This is a genomic window from Oxynema aestuarii AP17, assembly GCF_012295525.1.
Lineage (GTDB): Bacteria > Cyanobacteriota > Cyanobacteriia > Cyanobacteriales > Laspinemataceae > Oxynema > Oxynema aestuarii.
On record NZ_CP051167.1, the window covers coordinates 5,380,484 to 5,406,863 of the forward strand.

18 protein-coding genes and 1 pseudogene are annotated in these 26,380 nt (G+C 53.1%); 9 read left to right on the top strand and 10 right to left on the bottom strand.

Annotation, left to right across the window (positions count from 1 at the left end; all coding sequences use genetic code 11):
* Positions 1–66 precede the first annotated feature (66 nt).
* The gene (locus HCG48_RS21530; protein ID WP_246259682.1) at positions 67–2,808 is read left to right on the top strand and encodes a CHAT domain-containing protein; all 2,742 of its coding nucleotides are present in this window, start codon (positions 67–69) and stop codon (positions 2,806–2,808) included.
* 71 nt (positions 2,809–2,879) lie between these two features.
* Here the strand turns inward: HCG48_RS21530 and HCG48_RS21535 are convergent, their stop codons facing one another.
* The 4 genes from HCG48_RS21535 to recN form a co-directional block, all read right to left on the bottom strand.
* Positions 2,880–4,964 (bottom strand): ABC1 kinase family protein, encoded by a 2,085-nt coding sequence (locus HCG48_RS21535; protein ID WP_168571009.1) that lies wholly within the window; start codon positions 4,962–4,964, stop codon positions 2,880–2,882.
* A gap of 317 nt (positions 4,965–5,281) precedes the next feature.
* Positions 5,282–6,127, bottom strand: coding sequence for an adenylate/guanylate cyclase domain-containing protein (locus HCG48_RS21540; protein ID WP_246259683.1), 846 nt, complete (start codon positions 6,125–6,127; stop codon positions 5,282–5,284).
* 180 nt (positions 6,128–6,307) lie between these two features.
* Positions 6,308–8,938 (bottom strand): adenylate/guanylate cyclase domain-containing protein, encoded by a 2,631-nt coding sequence (locus tag HCG48_RS21545; RefSeq protein WP_168571010.1) that lies wholly within the window; start codon positions 8,936–8,938, stop codon positions 6,308–6,310.
* A 498-nt stretch (positions 8,939–9,436) separates the two neighbouring features.
* Positions 9,437–11,233: a DNA repair protein RecN gene (gene recN / locus HCG48_RS21550; RefSeq protein ID WP_168572008.1), complete on the bottom strand. Its 1,797-nt coding sequence runs from the start codon at positions 11,231–11,233 to the stop codon at positions 9,437–9,439.
* On the opposite strand from recN, the gene HCG48_RS21555 reads away from it, so the two are divergent.
* From HCG48_RS21555 to HCG48_RS21575, 5 genes are all read left to right on the top strand, one after another.
* Positions 11,183–11,398, top strand: a complete 216-nt coding sequence (locus HCG48_RS21555) for a hypothetical protein (RefSeq protein WP_168567324.1) — start codon at positions 11,183–11,185, stop codon at positions 11,396–11,398. The two genes, recN and HCG48_RS21555, sit on opposite strands and share 51 nt — an antisense overlap.
* 164 nt (positions 11,399–11,562) lie before the next feature.
* Positions 11,563–11,748, top strand: a complete 186-nt coding sequence (locus HCG48_RS27095) for a TLTLP motif-containing protein (RefSeq protein WP_168571011.1) — start codon at positions 11,563–11,565, stop codon at positions 11,746–11,748.
* A gap of 404 nt (positions 11,749–12,152) precedes the next feature.
* The gene (locus tag HCG48_RS21565; RefSeq protein WP_168571012.1) at positions 12,153–12,665 is read left to right on the top strand and encodes an inorganic diphosphatase; all 513 of its coding nucleotides are present in this window, start codon (positions 12,153–12,155) and stop codon (positions 12,663–12,665) included.
* Positions 12,666–13,448: 783 nt separating this feature from the next.
* Positions 13,449–13,871, top strand: a complete 423-nt coding sequence (gene panD / locus HCG48_RS21570) for an aspartate 1-decarboxylase (protein ID WP_168571013.1) — start codon at positions 13,449–13,451, stop codon at positions 13,869–13,871.
* Positions 13,872–13,917: 46 nt separating this feature from the next.
* Positions 13,918–14,766: an MBL fold metallo-hydrolase gene (locus HCG48_RS21575; protein WP_168571014.1), complete on the top strand. Its 849-nt coding sequence runs from the start codon at positions 13,918–13,920 to the stop codon at positions 14,764–14,766.
* 165 nt (positions 14,767–14,931) lie between these two features.
* Here the strand turns inward: HCG48_RS21575 and HCG48_RS21580 are convergent, their stop codons facing one another.
* Complete coding sequence (locus HCG48_RS21580) at positions 14,932–16,242, bottom strand: GH25 family lysozyme (protein ID WP_168571015.1); 1,311 nt, start codon at positions 16,240–16,242, stop codon at positions 14,932–14,934.
* Between the two features lie 285 nt (positions 16,243–16,527).
* On the opposite strand from HCG48_RS21580, the gene hisA reads away from it, so the two are divergent.
* Entirely contained in the window at positions 16,528–17,301 is a 774-nt protein-coding gene (hisA, locus tag HCG48_RS21585) for a 1-(5-phosphoribosyl)-5-[(5-phosphoribosylamino)methylideneamino]imidazole-4-carboxamide isomerase (protein WP_168571016.1), read from the top strand.
* Positions 17,302–17,396: 95 nt separating this feature from the next.
* On the opposite strand, the gene HCG48_RS21590 is transcribed toward hisA, so the two are convergent.
* Positions 17,397–19,643, bottom strand: a complete 2,247-nt coding sequence (locus HCG48_RS21590) for an APC family permease (protein WP_168571017.1) — start codon at positions 19,641–19,643, stop codon at positions 17,397–17,399.
* Between the two features lie 33 nt (positions 19,644–19,676).
* Here HCG48_RS21590 and HCG48_RS21595 point away from each other — a divergent pair, with 33 nt between their 5' ends.
* Positions 19,677–19,820 (top strand): hypothetical protein, encoded by a 144-nt coding sequence (locus HCG48_RS21595; protein ID WP_168571018.1) that lies wholly within the window; start codon positions 19,677–19,679, stop codon positions 19,818–19,820.
* A gap of 35 nt (positions 19,821–19,855) precedes the next feature.
* Here the strand turns inward: HCG48_RS21595 and HCG48_RS21600 are convergent, their stop codons facing one another.
* A complete protein-coding gene (locus tag HCG48_RS21600; protein ID WP_168571019.1) occupies positions 19,856–20,788 on the bottom strand; it encodes an Hpt domain-containing protein in 933 nt (310 codons plus the stop codon).
* 542 nt (positions 20,789–21,330) lie between these two features.
* Positions 21,331–21,597, bottom strand: a complete 267-nt coding sequence (locus tag HCG48_RS21605; protein WP_168571020.1) for a DUF1830 domain-containing protein — start codon at positions 21,595–21,597, stop codon at positions 21,331–21,333.
* 190 nt (positions 21,598–21,787) lie between these two features.
* Between HCG48_RS21605 and HCG48_RS21610 the strand changes: the two genes are divergently transcribed.
* The gene (locus HCG48_RS21610) at positions 21,788–22,297 is read left to right on the top strand and encodes an MgtC/SapB family protein (RefSeq protein ID WP_168571021.1); all 510 of its coding nucleotides are present in this window, start codon (positions 21,788–21,790) and stop codon (positions 22,295–22,297) included.
* On the opposite strand, the gene HCG48_RS21615 is transcribed toward HCG48_RS21610, so the two are convergent.
* Both HCG48_RS21615 and HCG48_RS21620 read right to left on the bottom strand, forming a co-directional pair.
* Positions 22,239–25,196 carry a PAS domain-containing sensor histidine kinase gene (locus HCG48_RS21615; RefSeq protein ID WP_168571022.1) on the bottom strand — a complete coding sequence of 986 codons (2,958 nt, stop codon included), beginning with the start codon at positions 25,194–25,196 and terminating at the stop codon, positions 22,239–22,241. The two genes, HCG48_RS21610 and HCG48_RS21615, sit on opposite strands and share 59 nt — an antisense overlap.
* A 180-nt stretch (positions 25,197–25,376) precedes the next feature.
* Positions 25,377–26,176, bottom strand: a pseudogene (locus HCG48_RS21620) (RRXRR domain-containing protein).
* Positions 26,177–26,380: the final 204 nt, after the last annotated feature.

Genomic DNA, 26,380 nt, shown 5'->3' on the forward strand with positions numbered 1-26,380 from the left:
CGTTCCAGGCCAGAAAAGAATATAAGTGCGACTCGCAGCTCGAAACGATTTGGGGAGGGGGTCATCATGGATCGATTGAATCGGGGAAAAAAACCGATCGCCCGTCTGCAGCGATGTTTAGGTCGCTCCAAATGGGTCGGACAATTCTGTTTGGGAATGGCGATCGTAGCCACCGTTACGAGTATTAATATCGATCGCCTCGATCGCCATTCGATCGCCTATTTCGAGCCGATTTGGGGCGATCTTCAGTTATTTTCTGCGAGAATCAACGCCCAAACGGCACCGGATGCGCTCCAATTGTTGCAACAGGGTCGCGAATTGTTTCAAGCTCAACAATTCTCTGAAGCTAAACGCCAATGGGAACGCGCGGCGAGTCAATTGCAAGGCGAAACCGATCGCCTCGATCGCGCTTTAGTCTTCAATTATTTATCCCTCGCCTATCAGAAATTAGGACAGTGGTCCACAGCCAGAACCGCGATCGCCACGGCTTTAAGTTTACTCGAATCGGGCGATCGCACTGACGAAAATTCTCCGGAAGTTTTATCGATTCTTGCCCAAATTTTTAATACGAAAGGACATTTAGAACAACAGACGGGTCATTGGCAACCTGCCCTAGAAAACTGGGAAACCGCCCACAAATTTTATACCCAACTGGGGGACGATGAAGGGGCGATCGGAACGCAACTCAACCAAGCTCAAGCCTTACAATCTCTCGGACTCTATCGCCGTTCCCGTCAAGTTTTAGAAGCCTCGACTATTTCCCTGAAAAATCAACCCGATTCTGCCCTCAAAGTGACGGGATTGCAAAGTTTGGCGAATGCTTTGCGGGGGATGGGCGAGTTGGAACGTTCCCGCGAATTATTATCTCAAAGTTTGGACATTGCGCGAGGTTTAAATTTAACGGAGGCGATCGCGGCAACTCAGCTTAGCCTGGGCAATACGGCGCGGGCGATCGCGGAAAATGCGATGGCTTTGCAAGAACAAGAACGGGCAAAACAGGAATTTGAAATCGCCCTCGATGCTTACCGAAAAGCTGCAGAAATTGCCGGATCGCCCGTCCTCCAATCGCGATCGCAGCTCAACCAACTCAGTTTATTCATCGATAGGCAACAACTCGAATATACGGCAGAGTTACTACCTGAAATTGAGGGTTCTCTCGACCGTCTCCCGTTCAGTCGTTATGCGATCGAAGCTCGTATTAATTTTGCCGAAAGTTTGATGAAACTTTATGCGTTAAAAGATGAAACAAGAGGAGGCGATCGCCGATTGCTCGTCGGTCGCACGGCGGAGTTATTAGCTACGGCGATCGATACCTCTAGAACTCTGGAAGATCCTCAAGCTGAATCTTATGCTTTAGGAAGTTTGGGAAAACTTTACGAATTAACTGGAAATTTTGAAGATGCTCAAAAGCTTACGGAAGGCGCATTAGGACTCGCTCAAAAGATGAATGCGGGGGAAATTGCCTACCGTTGGCAATGGCAACTCGGTCGTATTTTAGCCAAAAAAGGAAATCGAAATGAGGCGATCGCCGCCTATCGAGGGGCGGTGAATACGTTGCAATCTTTACGAAAAGATTTAGTGGCGATCGATGCCAATTCTTCTAGCGTTCAGTTTTCTTTTCGTGAAACGGTCGAACCTGTTTATCGTGAATTTGTCGATCTATTGACCCAGCCTACTGTACGACCGACTGAAGAAAATTTAAGGGAAGCACGACAGGCGATCGAATCTCTCCAATTAGCGGAACTCGATAACTTTTTTCAGGAAGCCTGTTTGGATGCCAAACCTATTCAAATCGATCGCATCGACCCTCATGCGGCGGCAATTTATCCGATTATTTTACCCGATCGCCTGACAGTGATTGTGGCATTACCGGACTCGTCGTTACAGCTTTACCACACCCTCGAATCTGAAACGACGATTCGCCAAGTTCTCGATGAGTTACAACAAAATATCGGGCGAAGATCGGGGAACAATCAGTTGGTTTTAGAGTTGTCCCGACAAGTTTATGACTGGTTAATTCGACCCATTGAAGTTCAATTAGAATACAGTCAAATTGAAACCGTTGTTTTTGTCCTGGACGGACTGTTACGCAATGTTCCCATGGCCGCTCTAAACGACGGACGGCAGTATTTTATTGAAAAGTATGCAGTGGCGATCGCCCCGGGATTGCAACTGCTTCCTTCTCAGGGGTCTGAAGATCTCGAATTTCAAGTATTGAGTGCGGGAATGTCCGAAGCCCGTCAAGGGTTTCCCGAGCTTCCCAATGTTAAAGAGGAATTGGAACGTATTCAGGTACAATTATCGAGTCAGTTGCTTTTCAATCAAGCATTTACCAGCGATAATTTACAGCAGGCGATCGCGCAATTTCCCTTTCCGGTCGTCCATATTGCAACTCACGGTCAATTTAGTTCTCAAGCCGATCGCACTTTTATTTTAAGTTGGGATCGAAAAATCAAAGTAAAGGAATTAGATCGTCTTTTACGCGATCGTCAACGGGATGTTTCCAATCCCATTGAACTGCTTGTTTTCAGCGCTTGCGAAACCGCAGATGGAGACGAACGCGCGGCGTTAGGGTTGGCGGGAGTTGCACTCAGAGCGGGGGCTCGCAGCACGCTGGGGACCTTGTGGCGGGTCAGCGATCGCTCGACGTCAATATTAATGGTTCGTTTTTATCAGGAATTAACCGAAAATGTAGGGATATCCAAAGCGGAAGCGTTGAGACGCGCTCAATTAAGTTTATTGGACGATCGCCGCTTCAAACTGCCTTATTTTTGGGCGCCTTATCTTTTAGTCGGCAATTGGCGCTAATGGGTATGGGAATGCAGGGACACGATCGTCGGTGTCCCTACGAGCCCCCACTCTCCGATTAGGCGATCGCCTCAAGCCGATTTGCCATTACGACTCGATGGCGGCAAGGTTAACGGGGGTTTATGACCGTTGTAGTGACCGTTGCGTTCGGCGGGCATATCTTCGAGTAACAGTTCCCGAATCAAACGGGCGACCACTCGTTCCGCCAAGCCATTGACGATTTGACGGCCCATTTCCTGGGTTTCTCGCTTCATGAGCAAGGGGGGTAAGGCTTGCAGCAATTTGGTAGGGTCGAAACCGCGCGTTTCTTGCAAGATTTCCCAAATTCGTTTGATATGTTCGATTTTTTGGGTATCGGCGGCGCTAGCTGGAGTCGGTTGGTGCATTTTCAGCCCGAACCACTCGCTCAACACCGCACTGGCGTTCCCGACGGCGTCGCGGGAGAGGGTATCGATACTTTTGACCAATTCTTCGACGATCCGTTCGCGAATGAATTCGCCGCGTTCGGAAAAGAGAAATTCTAAGGCTTGATTTAAGGCTTGGGAGAGGTCGTAATCGTCGCTGCTGCGGGCGTTTCGCAACAAGTTTTCGAGGCGGTTCCAGCGAAAGTCACCGTCTTTGAAGAGTAAGTCGCGCAAGGAAGCGCGCAGTTGCGGGGAGGAGTCGGTCAGCAGGCGTTTGGCGATGTAGGGATAGGCTTTGCTGAGGACTTTAAAGTTGGGATCGACGTTGATGGCGATGCCTTCGAGGGTGACGAGCGATCGAATGATCAAGGCATAGTAGGCGGGGACTCGGAAGGGGTATTCGTACATGACTTCCGAGAGTTGGTCGGTGATGCTTTTGAAATTGAGTTCGGCGACGCTGGCTCCCAAGGCGTTGTTAAAGACTCCGGCGAGGGCGGGAATGATGGGGGTGAGGTCGGTGTCTTCGGTGAGAAATTCGAGTTTGACGTAATCGCGGGCTAACCCTTCAAAGTCGCGATTGACGAGGTGAACGACGGCTTCGATCAAGCCGTAGCGTTGGTAGGGTTTGACTTGGCTCATCATGCCGAAGTCGAGATAGGCGAGTTTGCCGTCGTTGGTGGCGAGGAGGTTGCCGGGGTGGGGGTCGGCGTGGAAAAAGCCGTGTTCGAGGAGTTGGCGTAAGGAGCATTGGACGCCAACTTCGATGAGGTATTTGGCGTCGATGCCTTTGGCTTTGAGAGCTTCGAGTTGGGTGAGTTTGGTGCCGTTGACCCATTCCATGGTCAGGACGCGCCGTGCGGTGTAGTCCCAGTAGATTTTGGGGACGTAGATATCGCGCAGGTGGCCGTAGAGGTCGCCAAAGCGTTCGGCGTTGTGGCCCTCTTTGGTGTAGTCCATTTCTTCGTAGATGCGCGCGGCGAATTCGTCGGCGATCGCGACTAAATCGCTGCGAATCTGCTTGATGTTGTTCTGGGCCCAAAGGGCGAGTTCGCGCAGGATGTAGATGTCGAGGGCGACGCTTTCGGCGAGGCCGGGACGCTGGACTTTGACGGCGACGGTTTCCCCGGTTTTCAGTTTGCCTTTATACACTTGGCCGAGGGAGGCGGCGGCGACGGGGTCGGGGGTGAGTTCGGCGTAGATGCGATCGGGGCGATCGCCGAGTTCTTCTTCGATAAATTGGTAGGCGACTTCGTTGGGGAAGGGCGGCAGTTGGTCTTGAAGTTTGGCGAGTTCTTCGAGATACAACGGCGGTACGAGGTCGGGACGGGTGGAGAGGGCTTGTCCGACTTTGATAAACGCCGGGCCGAGTTGGGTGAGCATTTCGCGCAGTTCTTCGGCTCGTTGCAACTCGTGTTGCTTGAGGGTGCCGCGTCGGCGATCGAACCAGATTTTGAATGCCAATTTGAGCATCGGCCAGAGGATGGCAAAGCGACGCCGCCAAACTAGCCAAACGCGCGGTCGGTAGTAGTTGGTGATCGCCACGGCGTCGTAGTCTCGACTTTCGGTGACGAGTTCTTCGTCCGGGGCGGCAGCCGATTTGAGGGGGGTGCTACGGGCAGGGTCGGCTTCGCCTTCGACGGCGACGCTAGAGACGGGGATGCTCTGGGAGGAGGCGGTTTTGGCCTCATCTGGTCGGGGCAGGGGGTTGGATTCTACGGGGTTGGCAGAACGAGATACGGTCTTGGCATTCATAGATCGAGGATCGTCTAGAAACGAGCGCTTAATAGATTGTAACAATTGATTTCTGAAGACTTTCCCAAAGCTCTCTCAAGGCTCGTGACCGCCTGTGGTGAAGTTGAAGGGGGTGAGTTCGCGCGATCGCCCCTCGCGTAGGCTCGATCGATACTCGACATCCGTTGAGAATTGGCAAACCGGGGAGCGCGATCGCCTCGCACTCTCCAACCCCAATTTGCGGTCAAAAGCGGTAGCCCGATCGCCCGACCCCCGGCAGCGAGGAGAAGGAGCGGGACGACGAAGCCGGACGGTCGCGATCTCTACCCCAAGCTCCTCTAATTTTCGACCAAGGTCCAGGCCCCATCCCACGGCTCCTTGGGGGGTTCGCGCAGCAAGCGCTGACAGCGTTTCAAATGAAACGCGGCGGCTTTATCGTTGCTGTCAATTTCTAAAACCGTGGCAAATTCCCCCATGGCGATCGCGAATTTCCGATTGAGATATAACTCGCGTCCCTTATCGTAATGTTCGATCAACTGCTTGCGATCGTCGGGAATCGGTTCCGAATTCAGTCCCAAAAACTGATAGATCGAAATCGGATGGTGGTTATCTCGGATGCGAATCGTGTCGAGTTCTCTCGCCCAGATGCGATCGGCACAATAATGATACGTATTCTCCCCGAGGACAATATCGCAGCCGTACTGCCGACTGACCCCTTCGAGACGGAAACCCAGATTCACCCCTTCCCCGATCGCGCTGAATTCCAACGGTCTTTTCGAGGCAATCTGAGCGCCGATCGCCGTATCCGAATTGATCCCCATGCCAATTTCGATCGCGGGCTTGTTTGCCTCCCGGCGTCGTCGGTTCACCTCTTCGAGTTTTTGACGCATTTCGATAGCCGTCTGTAACGCCAGCCAAGCATGATTTTCTAGGGGTTGGGGCGAACCGAAAACGGCAATCAAAGAATTGCCCACACAGGCAATTTCTATCTGGTTCTTACACCGTTCTTTGTACTTGTAAACCGCCTCCACCATCGACTCGAAATACTCATGGAGGAGGTCGGCCACCTCTTGACTTTCCAAATCTTTCGTCAAGCTGCCGTAACCGCTAATCTCCGAAAATAAAACGGAGACCTCGTGGCACATGCCTCGGGCAGATGTCTCAAACTGGCTCCCTACTTCCATATTCCATACACAACGTCAACCAACTCACTTATGACAAGGCTCCCCCGTCGGATCCGGGGAAGTGGACTTGTCCTCTCCTAACCCTAACACGCTCGGTTCGACCGCCGATCGACGATCCTCGAGCGCCGCGCGGCGATCGGGCTGAGTATCCGAGCCAACCGCCAGACCCCAAGCCATCGCCTACTTCGAGGTTAAAGTTTCCACCCCATCCCAATCCTCTGGCGGCGGAGCTTCCAACAAGTTCTGACAGCGCTCCATGTGGATGTTGGCCGCTTTATTATTCGGATCGATTTCCATCACGCGACCGAACTCGATCAGCGCCTTGGCAAACTGCCGCCCCAAATAACATTCCCGTCCTTTTTGGTAATGCTCCAACAAGGCGAGCTTGTCATCCGGAATCGGGTCCGATCGCAATCCGACCACCTCGTAAATATTCACGGGTTCGTTGCGCCCTTTCACCCGCACGCAGTCGAGTTCGCGAACCCAAATCAGATCCGCACAGGGCTTGTACGTATCTTCGCTAATCACGATATCGGTACCGTACATTTTGCTGGTTCCTTCCAGACGCGAACCGAGGTTCACCCCGTCCCCAATCGAAGTCAGCTCCATGCGCTTACTCGATCCGATATTGCCACTGACCACCTCGTCCGAGTGAATCCCGATCCCGATTCTAATAATCTGCTTGCCCGCCGCCGAACGGCGCTTGTTAAATTCGATCAGCCGCTTGCGCATTTCCAACGACGTTTGCACCGCACACCAGGCATGATCTTTAAGGGGCAACGGCGAACCGAACACGGCCATGATCGCATCGCCAATGTACTTGTCGAGGGTCCCTTTGTACTTGAAGACCGCATCGACCATCGACTCGAAATACTCGTTGAGCATGATCACCACTTCTTCCGCTTCCATGCCTTCGGTGAGGGTGGTGTAGCTGCGAATATCCGAGAACAGCACCGAAACTTCTTTGCGCTTGCCGCCCAATCCCGTTTCTCCGGAGGCGAGCAACTGTTCCGCCACTTCCTGGGTCATATAGCGGTACATCGTACTCTTGAGCCGTTTTTCGTCGCTGATGTCGTCCATGACCACCAAGGCCCCGTAAACATTGCTCGGGTCCGTGGCGTCGGCGATCGAATTGATGAACAAATGAACGCTGTGCTGCTCTTCGGAGGTTTCGGAAACTAAGGTTTGATCCGGATAATATTGCTGTCTGGCCTTTTCGTCTTCACCTTTCAACGCCGCGTCAAACCACTTGGCAAAATCCCCTTCTTTGACGTGAATCAGATCGCGCAACTGTTTCCCTTCGAGCTGGGTACTGTCGTCAATTTCCAACAGTTTCATCGCACTTTCGTTGACCGCGATCACGTGACCGGATTTATCCGTCGAGATCACCCCGTTGCTCAAACAGCGCAAGATATCCCGTTGCATTTGCTCTTGCTGTTTGACCGTTTGGAAAAGTTTGGCATTTTGCAGGGCCACTCCCGCTTGGGTATTGAACGCCTGCATGAACTCCTGGTCGGAGCGGTTGAAACTGGCTTTCCAACAATCGGGAGCTTTCGGCCATTCTGCCGGGTCGTAAGCGGGATGGTCCCCTTGTTTTTTCTTGTTAACCAGTTGGGTCACGCCGATCAAGTCGCCGTCGGCGTTGTACACGGGCATACAGAGCAAACTGCAGGTTCGATAACCGCTCGTTTGGTCCACTTTTCTCGACATTTCCGAGCCGGGATGGTCGTACAAGTCGAAGGGGATATTGAGCGGTTCTCCGGTTTTGGCGACGGTTCCGGCGTAACCGACTCCCATCGGGATGCGGATTTCTTTAAGTTGGTCGCCGATCGGGATTTTAGTCCACAGGTCGTTTTTGTCGCGATCGATCAGCCACAAGGTGCTGCGGTCGGCGTTCATCAGTTGTTTGGCCTCGTCCATGACCTTTTTGAGGGTTTCTTCGAGGTCGAGGCTGCTTTTACTGAGGGATTGGGTCGCCGACATCAAGGCGGCGGCGGCGCGCTGCCGTTGGGTGGCTTTGTAGAAGGAGCGCGACGATTCTAGAATTAAGCGAATCGAGGGGGCGAATTCTTCAAAAACTCGCTCGTCTTCGTCGGTAAAGCCTTTGGGATCGATGCGATCGAAGAGTTCGGCTTGGGGGTTGTATTCTTTTTTAAGTTTGTTGAGAAGTTGGACGACGGCTACTAAATCCCCTTTCTCGTTGAGCAGGGGCAAGCAGAGCATCGTGTAAGTGCGATATCCGGTTTTTTTATACTGCTCTTTAGCGGCGCCCGATCGCGGGTCGTCAAAGAAGTCGTAGGGGATATTGATTTCTTTTTTAAAGGTTGCGGCTTCTCCGGCGATGCCTTTATCTGCAGGAATGCGAATTTCTAAGGAGCCTTCACCTTCGCCTTTGGCGACGATCGACCACAGTTCGTTTTTTTCTTCATCTAATAAAAAGATCGTCGTGCGATCGGCTCCCAAGAGTTCCCCGGTCTTCAGGGTAATCGAGTGGAGCATTTCGTCGAGAATGGCGTCGAACCCTTGAGAGTCGAGCAGGTTGTCGAGCATCGACAGGGTTTGATTGACGACTTCGAGTTTCTGCTCGACGTCGGTGACGACCTGTTTGAAGGTATCTTGGGTAAGCGGTGCCAGGAACTGGGAAAACGTTCCGCTTGTTGCCGTTAGGGCGCTGCTGCTGTTGGCAGAAGCAGATGCACGTTGGTGAGCTGATGATGGATTCGCATTCTTGCCTTCCACTTGGGGGGTGACATCGATGACGGCACCACCAGGGCTGTCCCAAGAATGCGGATTCGGAGATGCAGCTGTCATAGATCTATACTCTTTACTTCAGACCAGGGATGAGATTGCCTCCTCAGACGAGCGAGCGATCGCCTGGAGCAAGCCTTGCAGATTCGTGGCACGTCGCCGAGCAGATCGAAGACTACTCACCAGTGTACTCTGTCGAGAAGAATAGGACATCCGACGGACGATATTGCCCTACGTTTGGCGAGCGCTTTGAGAGCGGTGAAGCTAAATCGGGCCGACAGGAATTTTCATTTTATAAAGGCGCTTGGCAGGGATAAAAATATTTTGGCATCCTTGTTTAAAAATAGATGTGACTGTCTCTACTAATTTGACACACAATAGCCGGGAGTTTTGGGAAAAATCACAGAAGTTGGCGATCGCCTCGACCCTGCTTGACTCAATTGAGCGACTGGGATTTGAGCATTGACGAATCCCGGCCAACGAACGCTTACTTTTAATTGGAGAATCCTCATCTTTTTAACATTTTTTCGCCAAAGTAGGGAATGTTACGGGGAGTTTGGATTAACCTTCCCCCGAACCGTTTGCATTTTTACGGCGGTTGTCGGGGTCTTGGCGTAAGTCTGCCGCTTGGTTGAGTAAGGATTGGGCGAAGGCGATCGCCGCATCGGCCCCTTCTCCTCCGGCGAGTTGGGCGAGTTCTTCCCGTCGTTGCTGGGGGGTCAAGGGGGTCACGCGAATGGCGGTTCGCGTTTCCGTGGCGATCGCGCTGTCGGTATCGATCGCCTCTCCCGAGGACGTCGGCGTGTCGATCAGTTGCTTGTCTACCCGAAAGTGACAATCCGCCATTGCGGCGACGATCGGTTGGTGGGTGACGAATAAAACCTGATGGTAGAGAGAGAGTTGGTGTAATTTTTGGGCGATCGCCCCGGCGACCCGTCCGGACACCCCCGCATCGATTTCGTCAAACACCAGCGTCACCGCGTCGTCTGCTTGGGAAAAACAGGCTTTGAGCGCCAGTAGAAACCGACTCAATTCGCCCCCAGAAGCAATTTCGTGCAAGGGTTGCAAGGGTTCGCCGGGATTCGGCCCGATCGCGAACACCACCCGATCGCCTCCGGTACTGTTCGGCGGCATTTCGGACAGTTGCACCTCAAATTGTACTTTTTCCATCGCCAGGGGCTTGAGCTCTTCGAGCAAGCGGGTTTCCAACTCCCTTGCGGCGCGTCGCCGCAGGGTCGTGAGGCGATCGCACGCCGCCTTCAGTTGTGCCTGACACGCCCGATAATTCTGTTCTAACTCTTCGATCGACTTCCCGCCTCCGGTCAGTTGTTCGAGTTCGGCTTCGATACTTTGAGCGTAGGCGATCGCCTCCCCCAAACTCGGGCCGTACTTGCGGCAAATTTGCTGCAACTGCACCAACCGCCGTTCCACCTGTTCGAGACGGTCGGGATCGGCTTCTAAATTAGCGCTGTAACTACTCATCTGCCGTCCCGCTTCGATCGTCTGCGCTAACGCATCTTCGACCATGTCGAGAATCGCTTGTAGGCTCCCATCATAACCGACGATTTCTTGTAAGATCGATTGCACTTCTCCCAATAAATCGGCGGCAGCTTGCTCCCCCGTATCATTCTGATAAAGAAATTGGTATGCTTGATAACTCTGCTGTTGCAAGTCCACCACGTGACTCAAGCGCTGCCGTTCTTGTTCGAGTCGTTCCGCTTCGTCCGCTTCGCTCAAATCAGCTTCGCTCAACTCTTTAAGTTGATATTCGAGCAAATCAATCCGTTGCAAGCGCTGTTGTTCCGACTGACGCCGCCGTTCGAGTTCTTGCAAGGCGAGGGACGTTTTCGCAAAGGCTTCCGCGACCCGTTGCCGTTGGGCGAGTAAGGGTTCGCCTCCAAAATTGTCGAGCCAGTCCCGTTGGCGCGCCGCCTGTACCAATTGCACCGTTTGCCCTTGGGCGGTAATCTCGACGAGACGCTCGCGGACGCGCTCCATCAGTTGGCGATTCACTAAAATCCCGTTCAGTCGCGATCGACTCCGCATCGATCCCCCCCGGGTCGCCACCAGTTCTCGACTGACGACCAGTAAATTTTCGTCGAGCGGATCGATTTCTTGTTCGCGCAACCAGGCGATCGTCGGCGGGTCTAATTCAAAGGTCGCTTCGATCGCGGCGCGATCGGCTCCCGCTCGGATCGCTCGCCCTTGTACTTTACTCCCCAAAACCACATCGACTGCATCGAGAATAATCGATTTTCCCGCTCCCGTTTCCCCGGTCAAGACGTTGAGACCTTTGCCAAATTCGATTTGGAGTCGGTCGATCAACGCAAAATTCTCAATCTGCACGGACAGCAACATAGATCCCGCATCGTCCTCGAAACCGAACACAAGCAAGTGTATCCCGATCTCCACGGGATCGCGACGGCGGCGATCGGCAGCGCCCTGGGAAAGCCCACTGGCCGATCTCCGTATAATTCGATCTCGGCGGCGATCGCCGCGATCGACCCTCCGATAAGCCTTTGACCGTTTGTCTCCTTCGAGGTACACGGCGCAACATTGAGATTGTTTGCTGTAAGACAGTATTGGACTCGTAAATAGGTCATACTAGGGATAGAGGGTTAATCCTAACCTTCCCAGTTAAAGTGATTTAGCTGATTGAATTTAAAGCGCACCTATAACAATTCGGTATGGAATCAGGTAGTCCGTCTGCTAGTTCGGCTGAAAAACCTCCTCATAGACTCTCTCAATTTGTCGGAACCCTTATTGCTTTGCTGACTTTACTCCTACCGATCTTCGCGATCGCCCACTATTCTCCGAGCAATCAAAATCCCTTACCCCAACGGAATTATCCGATAGGTAGGTTTCGCTATTGATTGCCCTTCGCCCTAGATCGGTCTTTCGTTTAACGATCTCGATGGCGATCGTTCGCTGATGTCCGCGCTCGGATCGCCGCCATAACAATGCAAACTTAATTCAAAATGCCGTCGATCTTTTCGGAGGTTAACCCTTCTAGAAACAGAACGACGGCATTATTTTAATGGCAGTTTTACCCGGGAGTTGGCAGCGCGATCGCCCCCTAGAACCGACCCGCCACGAGATCGGGATTAAAAACCCGAATTGAAAAGCCGGATCGAGTGTGTAAGAGCTGGCTTTCTGGTACGATGGCTGACGGATCGCCCGCGCGATCGCCAACGACCTTGAAAGCGATCGTAGATCGGCGTAGGAGGGGCGATCGCCGACTCGACATGCCGAGATTTTTGTTGCCAAGGAGATAATAGTGGATTTATCGCGGATTCCAGCTCAACCCAAACCCGGTACGGTTAACGTTTTAATTGAAATCCCTGGGGGCAGTAAAAATAAGTACGAATTTGATAAAGACTTACAAGCCTTTGCCCTCGATCGCGTCTTGTATTCGTCGGTTCAATATCCTTTAGATTACGGGTTTATTCCCAACACCCTCGCCGATGACGGCGACCCCCTCGACGGTCTGGTTATTATGGACCAGCCCACCTTTCCCGGCTGCGTGATTGCCGCCCGACCGATCGGTATGTTAGAGATGATTGACGGCGGCGATCGCGATGAGAAATTGTTGTGCGTTCCCGTCACCGATCCGCGCTATACCAACATCAAATCTCTTAAAGATGTTGCCAGTCATCGTCTTGACGAAATCTCCGAGTTTTTCAGAACTTACAAAAACTTGGAAAAGAAAGAAACGGAAATTCTCGGTTGGAAAGATGTTGATAGCGTCATGCCGTTGGTAGAACAATGCATTAAAGCGGCGGCTAAATAATCCCGAGCTTCTCCATTCCCATCGCCACCCTTTCTCGAACCCAAATCCCCCCTCACTCGCGTTAAGCGGGGGAACGGCGGGAAAGGGGGCGATATCCAGATGTTCCATCGATAGATGTTCCATCGATCGCACCTTCTAAGCTGTCGCGCATTGAAAGGGAGTGAAATGGGGGACGGAGATCGCGAGTCAGATGCTCGCACTCCCAGCAAGTCGAAATTCTTTCCCCATCTCAAGGGGGAATATCCGAACACAGTTGCCCAAGTGACGAGCCAACAAGCGCTTGAGAGTCAAAACTGCGTCTAGGGGAGACCTCCGAGGGTTGGGAGTACAAGTTCTCGGCGATCGCATCGAGAGTGAAGTTAATTGCACGGCGAACGGTATGACGGAGGAGGAGTCGGATATACTGGAGAAACGAGCAACTCAAGCAGTTAAACAATAAAGGGGGATTTCAATGCCTCCATTAATTTGGAGATCGCCGCCAGTTAGGTGGTGTTAGCCTGTGGACTGGTGAGTGCCGACACTACCAGAAAGAAGCCGGAAGTAGGTTCCAAAGATGTCCACTTGTGGGTAACTTTGGGTAAGTCTTATGTAACGGAATATCCTACTGCAACGAGGCGGCTCGCGTAAAAGCGCCAAGACTTCCCGATCGAAAATCGAAACGCTAAAATCACTGTAGAAGTTCTTGGGAATTAGAGCATTGAGAACTTCATTGTCGGCCAATCTTTTAGCCAGCAAAGTTTGTCCGGACTATCGCGATCGGTCACTCTTTATTTAACGAGCATCATGCAGCGAACGCTCCTTTTGGCAAAAATTCATAATTGCACGCTTACCCGCGCCAACTTAGATTATGTCGGTAGTATTAGTATCGATCTCGCCTTGCTAGAAGCCGCAGGCATTTTACCCTACGAACAAGTGCAGGTTGTTAACGTCGCTAACGGTCAGAGATTGATGACTTACGCGATCGCCGCTCCCTCCGGTTCCGGCAGTATCGAATTAAACGGTGCGGCAGCACGGCTGGGAATGGCAGGCGATCGCGTGATTATCATGAGTTACGGACAATTTACCTCGGAAGAAGCTAAAACCTACTCCCCCACAGTGGTTTTTGTAGACGAGCGCAACCGCTTGCAACAAGTCTGCCGTTATCGGGATCTTAACGTGGGAGCCGGACTCCAACTCGCTCCGGGTGAAACCCCAGTGGGATTGTAGCCAGATCGAACCCTTCGTTCACAGCCTTTTGATGGAATCAGCCAGTATGGAAACTAACCGTTCCTCTGACTTCTTCGTCCGCTTTTGGGGAGTACGCGGCAGTATTGCCACTCCCGGTAAAGAAACCGTCGAGTATGGTGGCAATACATCTTGTGTCGAGGTTCGAGTTGGCGGGAAACTCTTAATTTTTGACGGCGGAACGGGTTTGCGCGTTCTCGGGAAAACTTTACTCCCCAAGATGCCGATCGAAGCGCACCTATTTTTCAGCCATTCTCATTGGGATCATATTCAAGGGTTTCCCTTTTTCGTTCCCGCATTTATTCCGGGAAATCGCTTCCATATTTACGGGGCGATCGCCCCCAACGGCGCTACCATCAAACAACGGCTGTCCGATCAGATGCTGCACCCGAATTTTCCGATTCCCTTGCGGGGAATGCGATCGGAGATGACCTTTCACGATTTACGACCGGGCGATCGCATCAAAATTGACGATATTTTAATCGAAACCGCCCATCTCAACCATCCTAGCGAGGCGATCGGTTATCGCGTCACCTGGCAAGGTCGCACGGCAGTTTACTGTACCGACACCGAACATTACGCCGACCGCCTCGACGAAAACGTTCTCTTCCTGGCCCGCGATGCCGACGTTTTTATCTACGACGCCACTTACACCGACGAAGAATATTATCACCCTCAATTCTCCAAAGTCGGTTGGGGTCATTCCACCTGGCAAGAAGCAGTCAAAATTTGTAAAGCCGCCGGAGTGAAAAAACTGGTAATTTTCCACCACGACCCGGCCCACGGCGACGACTTTCTCGCCGATGTCGAAGCGCAAGTCAGCGCCGCCTATCCCGATGCCTGTCTGGCCCGAGAAGGCACCAAACTGGTGTTGTAATTTATTGAGAATTTAAAGTTTAGATTTTGGATTTTAAATTTTAAATTAAATTTTACAAGGCAAGAAAAACAGAAGGATTCCTATCGAATAACAGACCCCCTCGAACCCTTCTGCATCGGTCGGCGATCGCGATCGCCACCGCCGACCTTCACCAACCGTACCCCCTCAACTGCGCCAACGACGGGCAAACTCTTCGAGGGTCGAATTCTGAATTTGACCTTGCAACCATTGCAACGCCGCTTTTTGTCCGTCAAACCCTTGATAGTATTCGCACACATTAATCAAACTAATCGGCGGCGAACTTTGCGCCACCTCCCGATCCGGATTTTGACTGCGCCAGCGACGGGCAAACTCCTGCAACACCCCCTCACTCAACTGTGCTTGCAACCATCGCACCGCTTGGTCTTGATAAGGCAAACCGCGATAATATTTGCAAACGTCGAGCAGACGAATTAAACTCGGTTGGCTCGTCGATTGATTGCGCCACAAACGGGCAAACTCCAGCAAAACCGCTTGAGAAATTTGTCCTTGCAACCAATCGATCGCCCGCGTTTGATGCTCGAATCCTTGATAAAAACGAAAAACGTCGAGCAGTTGAATAATCGGCGTCGGCGTCGGCGTTCTCGGCGGTGGCGGCGGCGGTGGCGGCGACCAGACCGGAGGCGGACTCGGTGGCGGCGGTGGTGGGGAAGGAGTGGCAGACGCCGCTCTCAAACTCATCAACGCCGTCCAGGTATTAATCCCCACAATCCCATCGGCGGTTAAGTTCATCGCGCGCTGAAAACTGAGTACCGCTTGGGTGAGCGCCGAACTAAAATGGCCGTCAATGGAACCGCGATAAAACCCCCGTTCGTTCAACCGTTGCTGAACGTAGCGGACGTGGGAACCGCGCGCCCCTTCTCGGGACACGTTAAACCAATTGATATCCACCCCCCCACTAATCCCGCTTACCGTTCCCGTATCGGTGTACTGCCACAAGGTCCAACCGTCCCAACCCCCGGGAACCCAAGGATTTTGGGTGCCGTAGTGAGCGATCCACAGGGGATAATCGGAAAAGCTTTTTGGATTGCCGATCCGTTCCCAAAAACTGGGATAAGTATAAATAATCGGTCGGCGTTTGGTTTCCCGTTCGACGACATCGAGCCAGTAGCCGATCCCGTCGAGAATGCGACTGGCGGAAACACCGTCGGTGGCTTCAATATCGAGGACGGGGGGCAGATCGTCCGGGCCTAAGGGGACGGTGGATAAGAATAAATCGGCTTGAGCGCCGGGGTCTTGTTTGGCGCGGTAGAAGTGATAGGCGCCGCGTGCCAAACCGACGGATTGGATCGCATTCCAGTTGCTTCGGAAGGTATCGGCGACGAATGTAGCACCTTCGGTAGCTTTGGTAAATGCAAAAGCCATACCGGATTGAGCGACACTGTACCAGTTGACTGGATCTTGCCAGTCGGAAACGTCAATGCCTCTTGCACACATAGGAGTTGCTAATTTTTTGCAAGGTTTGCCTGGGAATACGGGGAGTAAATTCGGCGGTTAGTTCGTCCGCGACGGTAGTTTTCTCGGGCATTTGAGCGAGTGCCAGAGATGCTTGTATGATAACAGGATGCTAACAATAGCAAACCAAAGGGCGATCGCCCGTCCGGCGTGGCAGACGATCGCGAAGGTTAAACAACAGAAAACACGAACCCGATTTCAATAAAAATGACGATTGAAGCTCAAATTTATAAAATCTGAAATCTAACATCTCAAATCTCAAATTCTATGGATGTCATTCCCGCTATCGATTTATTAGAAGGTCGCTGCGTGCGGCTGTACCAGGGAGATTACGCGCGATCGCAGACCTTTAATGAAGATCCCGTCGCCGTCGCCCGGGAGTGGGTCGAACAAGGGGCAACCCGCTTGCACCTGGTCGATCTCGACGGAGCTAAAGCCGGGAAATCGAAGAATTTAGGGGCAATTGAGGCGATCGCCCAAACCGTTTCCGTTCCCGTCCAAGTGGGGGGTGGATTGCGCGATCGCAGCGCCGTCGCCCGCTTGTTCGACCTCGGCGTTCGCTACGCCATTCTCGGTACCGTCGCGGTGGAACAACCCGAATTAGTCGGCGAACTCTGTCGGGAATTCCGCGATCGCATCGTCGTCGGAATCGACGCCCGTAACGGTCGCGTCGCCACCCGAGGCTGGTTGGAAACCTCCGAAATTCTCGCCCCGACCTTGGCCCAGGATATGGCCGCCTTGGGCGTTGCGGCGATTATCTATACCGATATCCATCGCGACGGTACTTTAAGCGGTCCGAATCTCGACGCCTTAAAAGAACTTGCCGAGGCGATCGAAATTCCGATTATTGCCTCCGGTGGGGTCAGTTCCGTCGGCGATTTACTCAGTTTGCTCGCCCTCGAAACCCGAGGCGTGAGCGGGGCGATCGTCGGTCGCGCCCTCTATACCGGGGATCTCTCTCTAAAAGATGCCTTGCAAGCCGTCGGCCCCGGTCGCCTTCAGGATATCCCCCCGGATTTCGGCTCGTCTGCATTCGCGTGAACGGTGACCCGGCAGGGGATGGGATATCCCATCCCAAAATTTTGTGTAAAACGTGCCAGATTTAACTTGCACCGACGGCGGAATTTTGCCAAATTTTAAGTCGTCCCCTCCGTGAGAACCTCCTCAAAAGCGAAGTCTGGGGCGGCCAACACGAAAATCGTCGTCGGCAAGCCGGAGGTTTTTGCTTGCAGATTTTCGTAATATTCCGTGAACTGCTCCCCGGGGGAAGCCATGCCGAGAAAGACTAAATCCGCACTCGCCGAAGATTCGTGCAAGATCTCGTTAAACGGTTTGCCGTCGGCGACGATAACTTGCGGGATGGCGCCGATCCGCAGTTGGGCGACTAAAGCCTTGAGGTTCGGTTCCGCATCGCGGGCGGCAGATGCGTTGGGAACGACCAATTTGAGGTGAACTTGGGCGTTGCGCCATTCGGCACTGGTACGAACCAAATAGGCCAAAATCAGCATTAAACCGCCGTTGGCTTGCAAACCGCCCCACCAGACATCGATCCGACGGCGACGACCGAAACCGCGCTCGACATTTTCCCGTAAGATAACCACATTGCGTTTGGCTTGGTGGATGGTGGCGATGGTCTCGCAGTAGCGATCGCGCCGGGACGGTTCCTCGCTATCCCCCAATAAAATCGTATTGGGAACGAGCGGTCCGAGACCGTAAGTTTCGATCAGCCGTCGGGCGCCCACAAACGGATCGGGCGCCGTAATCACGCGCACGAGGGCTTGTACGCCGCGACGTTCGAGATATTCGCGAATAGTCGTTTCCAATTCCGCCTGTTGGGCGGCATCGCGGGCCCCCGTGGGCAGCACGCTAGAAACGGTCACCATGCCTCGGTTGTGGGTCAGGGCCATGGCCAGTTCGACCAACACCCAGCGCCGGGTGGGGGCGCCGGAGAGGACGAGCAAGTGAGGGCGCCAGTTTTTGGTATCGGGAACCGGACTGAGGTTGAATAACCCGGTGCGAACGACTTCCATCCACAAGCCGCGTCGGACATCTCCCCAAGCGCTTTCGAGTTCGCGCCGTTCCAACCAGAGATAGACGCCGAGGACGATCGAAGCGGCGATGACGGTGGCGATCGGATCGATAAGCAGCATGACGCCCATACAACCGATCGCACCGAACAGGGACAAGACCCAGTGAACCCGGAACGCCGGACGAAATGACGGACTTTGCAAAAATCCCTCGATCGCCGCCGCCACGTTCAACACCAAATAAGTGGTTAAAAAGAACATGGTCAGCACTGGGGCGATGATATTGAGATCGCCGACGGCGACCGCCGCCACTGCAATGCCCAACGTGACTAAGGTCGCGTAAAACGGCTCGTCGTCGGCGCCTTTACCCGTTCCGAGAACCCGCAGCCACCCCGGTAAAATACCGTCGCGGGCAAGGGCTTGCATGACCCGAGGCGCCCCGAGAATACTGCCGAGGGCGCTCGATAGGGTGGCGCCCCAAACTCCCAAGGAAATCGCCGGACCCCAGAACGCCATCTGTTTCATGATCAGAGGATTTTCAATCAAGGTGATCGCGTCGGCGCGCGTGGCGAGTAAAATCGGCAGTCCCATATAGATGACATATCCGGTCCCGACGGCGGCGAGGGTGCCGATGGGAATCGATCGCGCCGGATCGCGTAAGTCCCCGGACATGCTCACTCCCGCCATAATTCCGGTTACTGCCGGGAAAAATACGGCAAAAACTACCCAAAAATCCTCGGAATTTTCCGGTTTGGCCCCCCACATCTCGATCGTGGTGTTTTCTAGGGGATGGCCGAAGGCGAAGGAAATCAGGGATAAGACGATCGCCGCCATGATGAAGTATTGGGCGCGAATGGCCGTGCGGGCGGATTTGAGGGCCAAGAAGGCGACGGCGACGGTGGTGACTAAGGCAATGAGGCGTTGAATCGATTTGAGGTCCGATTCGGGAAAGGATTCGACGATACTTTCCGCAAAACCGATGGTGTAGAGGGCGACGGAGAGGGCTTGGGCGAAGTAGAGGGGAATACCGACGGCGCCCCCGGTTTCGATGCCCAGAGAGCGACTGATCATGTAGTAGGCGCCTCCAGTCCGCACGACGCGATCGGTGGCGATCGCCGAGACAGACAGGGAGGTTAAAAAGGTGATCGAGGTTGAGAGACTGACGATAATCAGCGTGCCGATCAAGCCGACATTGCCGACGACCCAGCCAAATCTCAGATACATGATCACGCCTAAAATCGTCAAAATTGACGGAGTATAGACGCCACCAAAGGTTCCCAAGCCACTACCGCTCGTATTGGGCGGGTTGACCGGATTATTCGGTTTGGAACCGCCAAAAAAGGGGAATTTAGGCATAAGTTATGCAAAAATAACGGGACAATCGATGGGATGGCATCAAATCGGAGCCGAGGGGATGTATTTTGGCCGTTCTTGTCAGATTACCCCAGCTCATCCCACGAAGCGCGGCGATCGCCAAGATCTAGACCGTTTTTACCGGGAAAAGTGTTCTTTCCCGGAACGATCGCCCGTTGACTCCCCTCCCGCGAACGCTCGATTTCCCGATGGTTTTAACTCGATTGCACCGCTTTGACGAGCAGTTTGACCAAGGTGGTCACTTGCTGTTTGTTTAAATTTTTTAATAAGATTTTTGCCGCCGCTTTCGGTTCGAGGTCGATAATCGCTTGATTTTCGGCGAGGTTGACCCCGGGGTTGACCGATTTTCCCGCTAAATCGAGTAACACTGGACTCGGACCGACCAGATCGGTTTTGTCCAAGGCGATTAAATCGGTGGCTTGTTTGATTTCTTTAATCACGACCGGGGCTAAGGTTTTGTAGTTATTTTCGCTGCGGGCGATCGCCGCGTCCGCCATCGCGATTAACTGCTGCCACCCCTCTAAATCGGAATGCATTTCGGCAAGTTGATTGCAAAAGGTTCTCAGACGCTGGCGGTTGTTCTCGTCTTCTGCTTGTCTGAATAAATCGAGCATTTGCCGCAACAGGGCGATCGCCGCCAAGGCCGCATCTTCTGACATTTTTCCCGATGCTGCCTCACCGTCGCCCCCGCCTCCCGGGGCGCCCCCACCGACTAAGCTGTTGAGATAATTTTGTAGTTCTTGAAAAACCGGATCCGACTTTTGGACGACTTTATCGGCTTCGTCTTCTCGCAGACCGAATGGCCCTTGCAGGCTTTCTAGTAATTCTTGTAGGGTGTCAAAGCCTTTCAGAAACAGGGATTCGAGTTTTTGATCCACGGCGACGGGTTGTTCTTTGAGAACTTTAAAACTGTCTTCGAGGCGGTGGGCTGTTTTCTGAATGCTGCTAAATCCTAACATGGCCGCTCCCCCTTTAACGGAGTGAGCGGCGCGAAACAGTTCGTTGACTTGTTCCGGGTCTTGGAGGGTCGTTTTGAGATCGAGCAACCCCCGTTCTAAGGTTTCTAGGTGTTCTTTGGCTTCTTCGATGAAATACCCTAGAATCTGTTGATTTTTATCGGCGTCCACGACTAGTTTCCTCCAACAGGCGATCGGTGTCTACTTACCTCGTACCCACCCACAACCACCGACCGTCGCTCGGTGTTTCTGGGTGGAACTGCCTAACTCCGGTGGTCAAAGTTCGATCCCGTTCCCAGAATTTGGAGGTCTCGGCCAAGCCTGACGTTCACTCTCAATCTGGTCAGTGGTTAGCTGATAGAATTATTTGTAGCACAAACCCGCTCCAGCGATGACAAGAGACCGTTGTGGATTCGGTGCCGATCCGATCTGGGGCTTCGGGCGTATCGTAGACAGGAAGACTCTAATCGATGGGGGTCGGGGATCTGTTTTTGTTGTCGATCGCGATTTCGATCGCTTTTGTGACTTTTGAAGAGAAACAAGTATAGTCAAGGCGATCGCGGCATTTTGTAGATTTTGTCACTTCTCTGGATGATTAATCATCGTCTGAGTGCGAACTTGTGGCTCTCGGTTCTAGCAAACGGAACTCAAGCCCACAGCTTTATGTGAGATCGAGGGATCGCCTATAGATTAAATCCAGAGATGAGTATTATTTACCGTTCTCCAACTTCGAGGCGATCGCACCCTAACACTTCCGTTTGATTTTGGCCGCGATCGATCCGAACGCTAGCCCCCGAAGGTGCTTTAAAAAACAGGCGCTCGCCGGGGAAAACGATCCGTTTGAAATGCCATCGTCGCTCCGAACCACTGCGAAGCACTTGAAGGCGATCGCTCGGATTGACGTAATAGCAGAGAATTTCCGAGTTTTGCGGGGGAGATAGCGGTCGAGTGGGTGAGGACACGAGGAGCAGACCAAACATTGGGGACGGTTTATTTTTGTATATAATCCGCCGCGCATTCATCTATCAAAAGACATATTTAGCAGAACTTCACCCTAAATATTGGTAACTATTGTTACATTCTACTCGGTTTCCCTGGAAAGGCGGAGGCGATCTTCCCCAAAGCCGCTAGACTGGGATTTAAAGACATGAATGTGATCTAGGATACAAATTGCCCGAGCTTTACTCCCTCGAACCCATTGATGCTCCATCCCTTTACCTGCGATTGGGACTGGCCCTGATTGTCGGTATTCTCATTGGCGGCGAACGAGAAATCAAAAATAAACCTGCCGGACTGAGAACCCACATGCTCGTCTGTTTCGGTTCCAGCTTATTCGTCTTACTGCCGATCCAACTGGGTTTAGCCGTTCAAAATCCCGAAACCCTCTCCCGAGTCATGAGTGGAATTATTTCCGGAGTCGGTTTTATTGGGGCCGGAACGATCTTGCGCGATCGCAAAGTGCGCGGTTTGACCTCCGCCGCCGCCATTTGGGTCTCCGCCGCCCTGGGAACGGCGATCGGCTGCGGCTTGTGGAAAATCGCCCTTACCAGTGCCCTGATCTGCTGGTTTATCCTGCGGATCGTCAAGCGACTCGAATCGGAATCGATCCTCCACTGGCCGATTAATCTTCAAATAAAGCGGGCTCGTCGTAATCCTGACGGACGGGTAAACGAACAATAAACTCGCTGCCTTCGCCGACCTCAGACGTACAAATCAATTGACCTCCGTGCTTTTCGACCACAATCTGATAGCCGATCGACAAACCCAAACCCGTACCGCTACCGACGGGTTTAGTCGTGAAAAAGGGATCGAAAATACGAGAGCGAAGCTCTGGAGGAATCCCCACCCCATTATCGGCAATCCGAATTTCCACCCAATCCGAAGTCGATCCGTCCGGTAAGTCGTCCGTCTCCGGATCGACCCGCGAGGTTCGGATGCGAAGTTGACGCGGCGGTTGCTGGCGTTCGAGGGCGTCGATCGCGTTATTGAGTAAATTGAGAAAGACCTGATTGAGTTCGCTGGCATAACAATCCACCGGGGGCAAATCGCCGTAATCGCGCACGACTTCGACAAAAGGCGTCTCGCTCTCCTCGGTGGTGCGACCGATGCCTTTCAAGCGGCTTTGCAGAATCAACAAAGTACTGTCGATCCCCTCGTGAATGTCCACCGCTTTCATGTCCGCCTCGTCCAAGCGGGAGAAATTGCGTAAACCGCGCACGATTTCGCGAATGCGTTCGGCGCCGACGCGCATCGATCGCACCAATTTGGGCAAGTCTTCGCGGACGAATTCGAGGTCCACCGCTTGAATTTCTTCTTCAATTTCCGGGACGGGTTGGGGATAGTGCTGGCGGTAGAGTTCGAGTAAATAAAAGATATCTTCGATATAAGAATTGGCGTGAACGATATTGCCGTAGACAAAACTGACGGGATTGTTAATTTCGTGGGCAATTCCGGCGACCATCTGGCCCAAACCGGACATGCGTTCGGTTTGAATCAGTTGAGTTTGAGTGCGTCGCAGTTCGTTGAGGGTTTGTTCGAGTTCCCGGGCGCGTTTTTCGAGTTCGGCTTCCGATTGTTGTAACGCTTCTTGAGCTTTTTGGCGTTCGGTGATGTCGAGAATGCTGCCGATCAGTTTGACGACGCGACCGTTTTCGTCGAGGATCGGTTCGCCTTTGGCGGCGAGGTATTTAACCGAACCGTCAGCAGTAAGGAGGCGTTGGTCGAATTCGTAGGGTTCGCATTCGGCGATCGCGCGGTCGAGCAACTGCTGGGTCATCTCGCGATCGTCGGGATGGATTTGCTGTAAATAATCCTCGTAAGTCAGCGTTTCCGGGCTGGGGGTGAGGTCGAAAATGCGGTAAATTTCGTCAGACCAGGCCATGGTTGCAGTTTCGAGGTCGAATTCCCAACAGCCGACGTGGGCGAGTTTTTCGGCTTCGGCGAGTAACGACGCCATCGATCGCATTTGGGCTTCGCTTTTTTGGAGGGATTCGATCAGGCGGCGGTTTTCCTCTTCAGCTTGTTTGCGATCGGTGATATTTTGAGTCACCGCCATTCCGGCAAAAATTTCGCCACTCTCATTTTTGACGGGTAAGATTTGCATGGCGTAGACACGATCGCCGTCGGCGATCTCGATTTCCGTCGGTTCGCCGTCGAGAGCTTTGCGGTACAGGGGGTGGAGGATTTCGGCGACGGAAGCGGGCCAGACGCGATCGAGGCTCGATCCGACAAAGCGATCGCCGGACCTGCCGAAATGTTCGAGTTCGGTACCTTCGGCGAGGGTATAGTGCAGGTCGCGATCGAATAACGCGACACTCCCGTTGGGGAAATTGCGAGCGAGGGTGCGATAGAGTTCTTCACTGTGTTTGAGGGCGTCGATCGCCGCTTTGCGCTCCCCGATATCGCTTAAAAACACCGAAATTCCCGATGCCGAGGGATAAGCCCGCACCTCCCACCAGCGATCCGCAAACCGATCTCGGGTCTCGAAAGTGACCGGGACGTGTTCGACCAAGCAAGCTTGGAGTTGAGTGGCGAAGGATTCGACGCGATCGAGAAAGACCACGGAAATCGGCTGGCCCAATAAAGTTTGGCGCGATCGCTCCAGCAGCAATTCCGCCGGGTTGTTGATGTAGGTAAAGCGCAATTGCCAATCCAAACTAAAAAAGGCTTCGTTGAGATTGTCGAGCAAGTTGACCATATCCGCGTGAGCCTTGTGCAAAGCGTCTTCGCTGGTTTTGCGTTCCGTGCGATCGCAAGTGACTTGGCAAAAACCGCACAGTTGGCCCGCCGCGTCGAATAACGGGGAAAAACTGACTTCCGCCCAAAAACGAGAGCCATCTTTGCGAACTTGCCAGCCTCGTTCTTCCAGACGTCCGTCAGTGGCGCAACGGTCGAGTTTCTGGTTGGCGCGATCGGGGGTGACCTCGGCGGGAGGGTAGAAACAACTGAAGTGCCGCCCGAAAATTTCTTCCGGTTGGTAGCCGAGAATATTTTGGGCGCCGAGATTCCAACTGACGACCCGACCCCGGCGATCGAGACGCACGAGGGCGTAATCTTTAATATGTTCGACCAGCAGACGGCAAGTTTCCTCGCTTTCGCGTTGGACTTCGCGCGCCGCTTGGGTTTCGCCAATATCCAAAATCGCCCCGTCGAGGTAGCAGGGGGTTTGTTGGCTGTCAAAAATTGGGCGACCGCGTTCGCGAACCCAACGGGTAGCGCCATCGACACGGATCAGGCGATATTTGACGTCAAACGAGGTTTGGGCGGCGATCGCCCCTTCGATCGCCCCCCGGACGCGCCCGCGATCCTCGGGGTGAATCAGACTGCACAGAGTGCGGGGGCGATCGCCCGTAAACGCCGATCGCGGATAGCCGGAAATCGCTTCGATGCCCTCGCTGATATACTGCACGGGCCAGCCGGATCCTGCCGCACGACGGTAAAAGGCCCCCGGCAAATTGACCAGCAAACTCGCAAACAGATCCTCCGCGTCGGCGCAACAATCGCGCGAGCAAGATGGAACCGATTGCGGGTCGGGAGAGTTGCTCGAAGGTCGGGGGGAAGGTTGAGATGGAAATTGCACGATACCGTGAAGTCCTCTTTCGCTTGAAGCTTGGGTTAGGGTTAGATCGGGAGAGTTTGGGAGCTTGGTAGAAAGTATTGCAATCGCAAGCGGCGATCGCAATAGCACCCTCACGGAAAATCTTCAATACATTTGGAAGCCCTGTCACTTTAGCGCAGGGAGGAAAAACGAATGGCGACTTTAGCCGCCTATGGTATGAGCGAACGCATAAGCATAACCATCCCTTTTGTGAATGGGTTGGCAATACCTGTGGCTAATTCCAGATACCCGACCCAATCGAGTCACAATATCAAAGTGGCCTGATGCGCGACAGAGAACTCGCCCAACATAAGACCCTATTTTCTTGCCTTTTGTGACCGTGGCAGTAACGAGATCGCCAGTCTGAAATCTTTTATGAATCCCCCCTAACCCCCCTTATTAAGGGGGGAACTAAAGGGGGGATGACGAGTAGGAAACCCATATTTATCCGTCCCGCACATCTATCGAGTACCATGTCCTTTTGCTGAAATTAACAACGGTTTGGTGGTCAAGACTTTAAGTGAATCAATTTTCCCAACCCTTGCAGCATCTAGCCAGTGCGTTTTGGGTAGGTCTAATCGCGTCCGATTGAACTTGGTTTGTCCCCCCGTACCTGTCGCCACAGGCAAGCCTGTTTGTTTCAGAGCATTGAACAACGCCCATCGGGTTGAATTGACGGCTGCTGCATCTTTGATTTGTTGACCTCGGTGTTCGATCTCAGCCCCGAAGATTACCTTCGTGCCCTGTACGATCGCAATTCCTGTGACCTGAGAACCCGGATCGAGTTTAAGTTCCAGGTCCCGCACGGGTATGTCTGGGTAGGCTTCTTTGAGAATGATGGTGAACGGATAACGGCGAAATACGGCAGCCTTTCCTGTACAGAGGAGTCGCCGAGCTTTTCCCGGATGCACTGGGTCAAGTTGCCGCTTGTTTCTGTCCAAGACAAAAACAAAATTTGACATTGAAGGTCTCCGTAAAACGGGTAATGTTTTCCTCGCCAATGTTTTTAGGGCTTGTTGGGCTAACGGCACTGCCTTACCCCTCCTAGGGCTGTTTAACCGTTAACGGCAGGGTTCCAAACTGGAAAGCATTTGTAGGTGCCATGACCTTAAAAACGTAGTCAGTTAAGACTTAGGCTGGGTAGGGGCGTTTCGCGAAACGCCCCT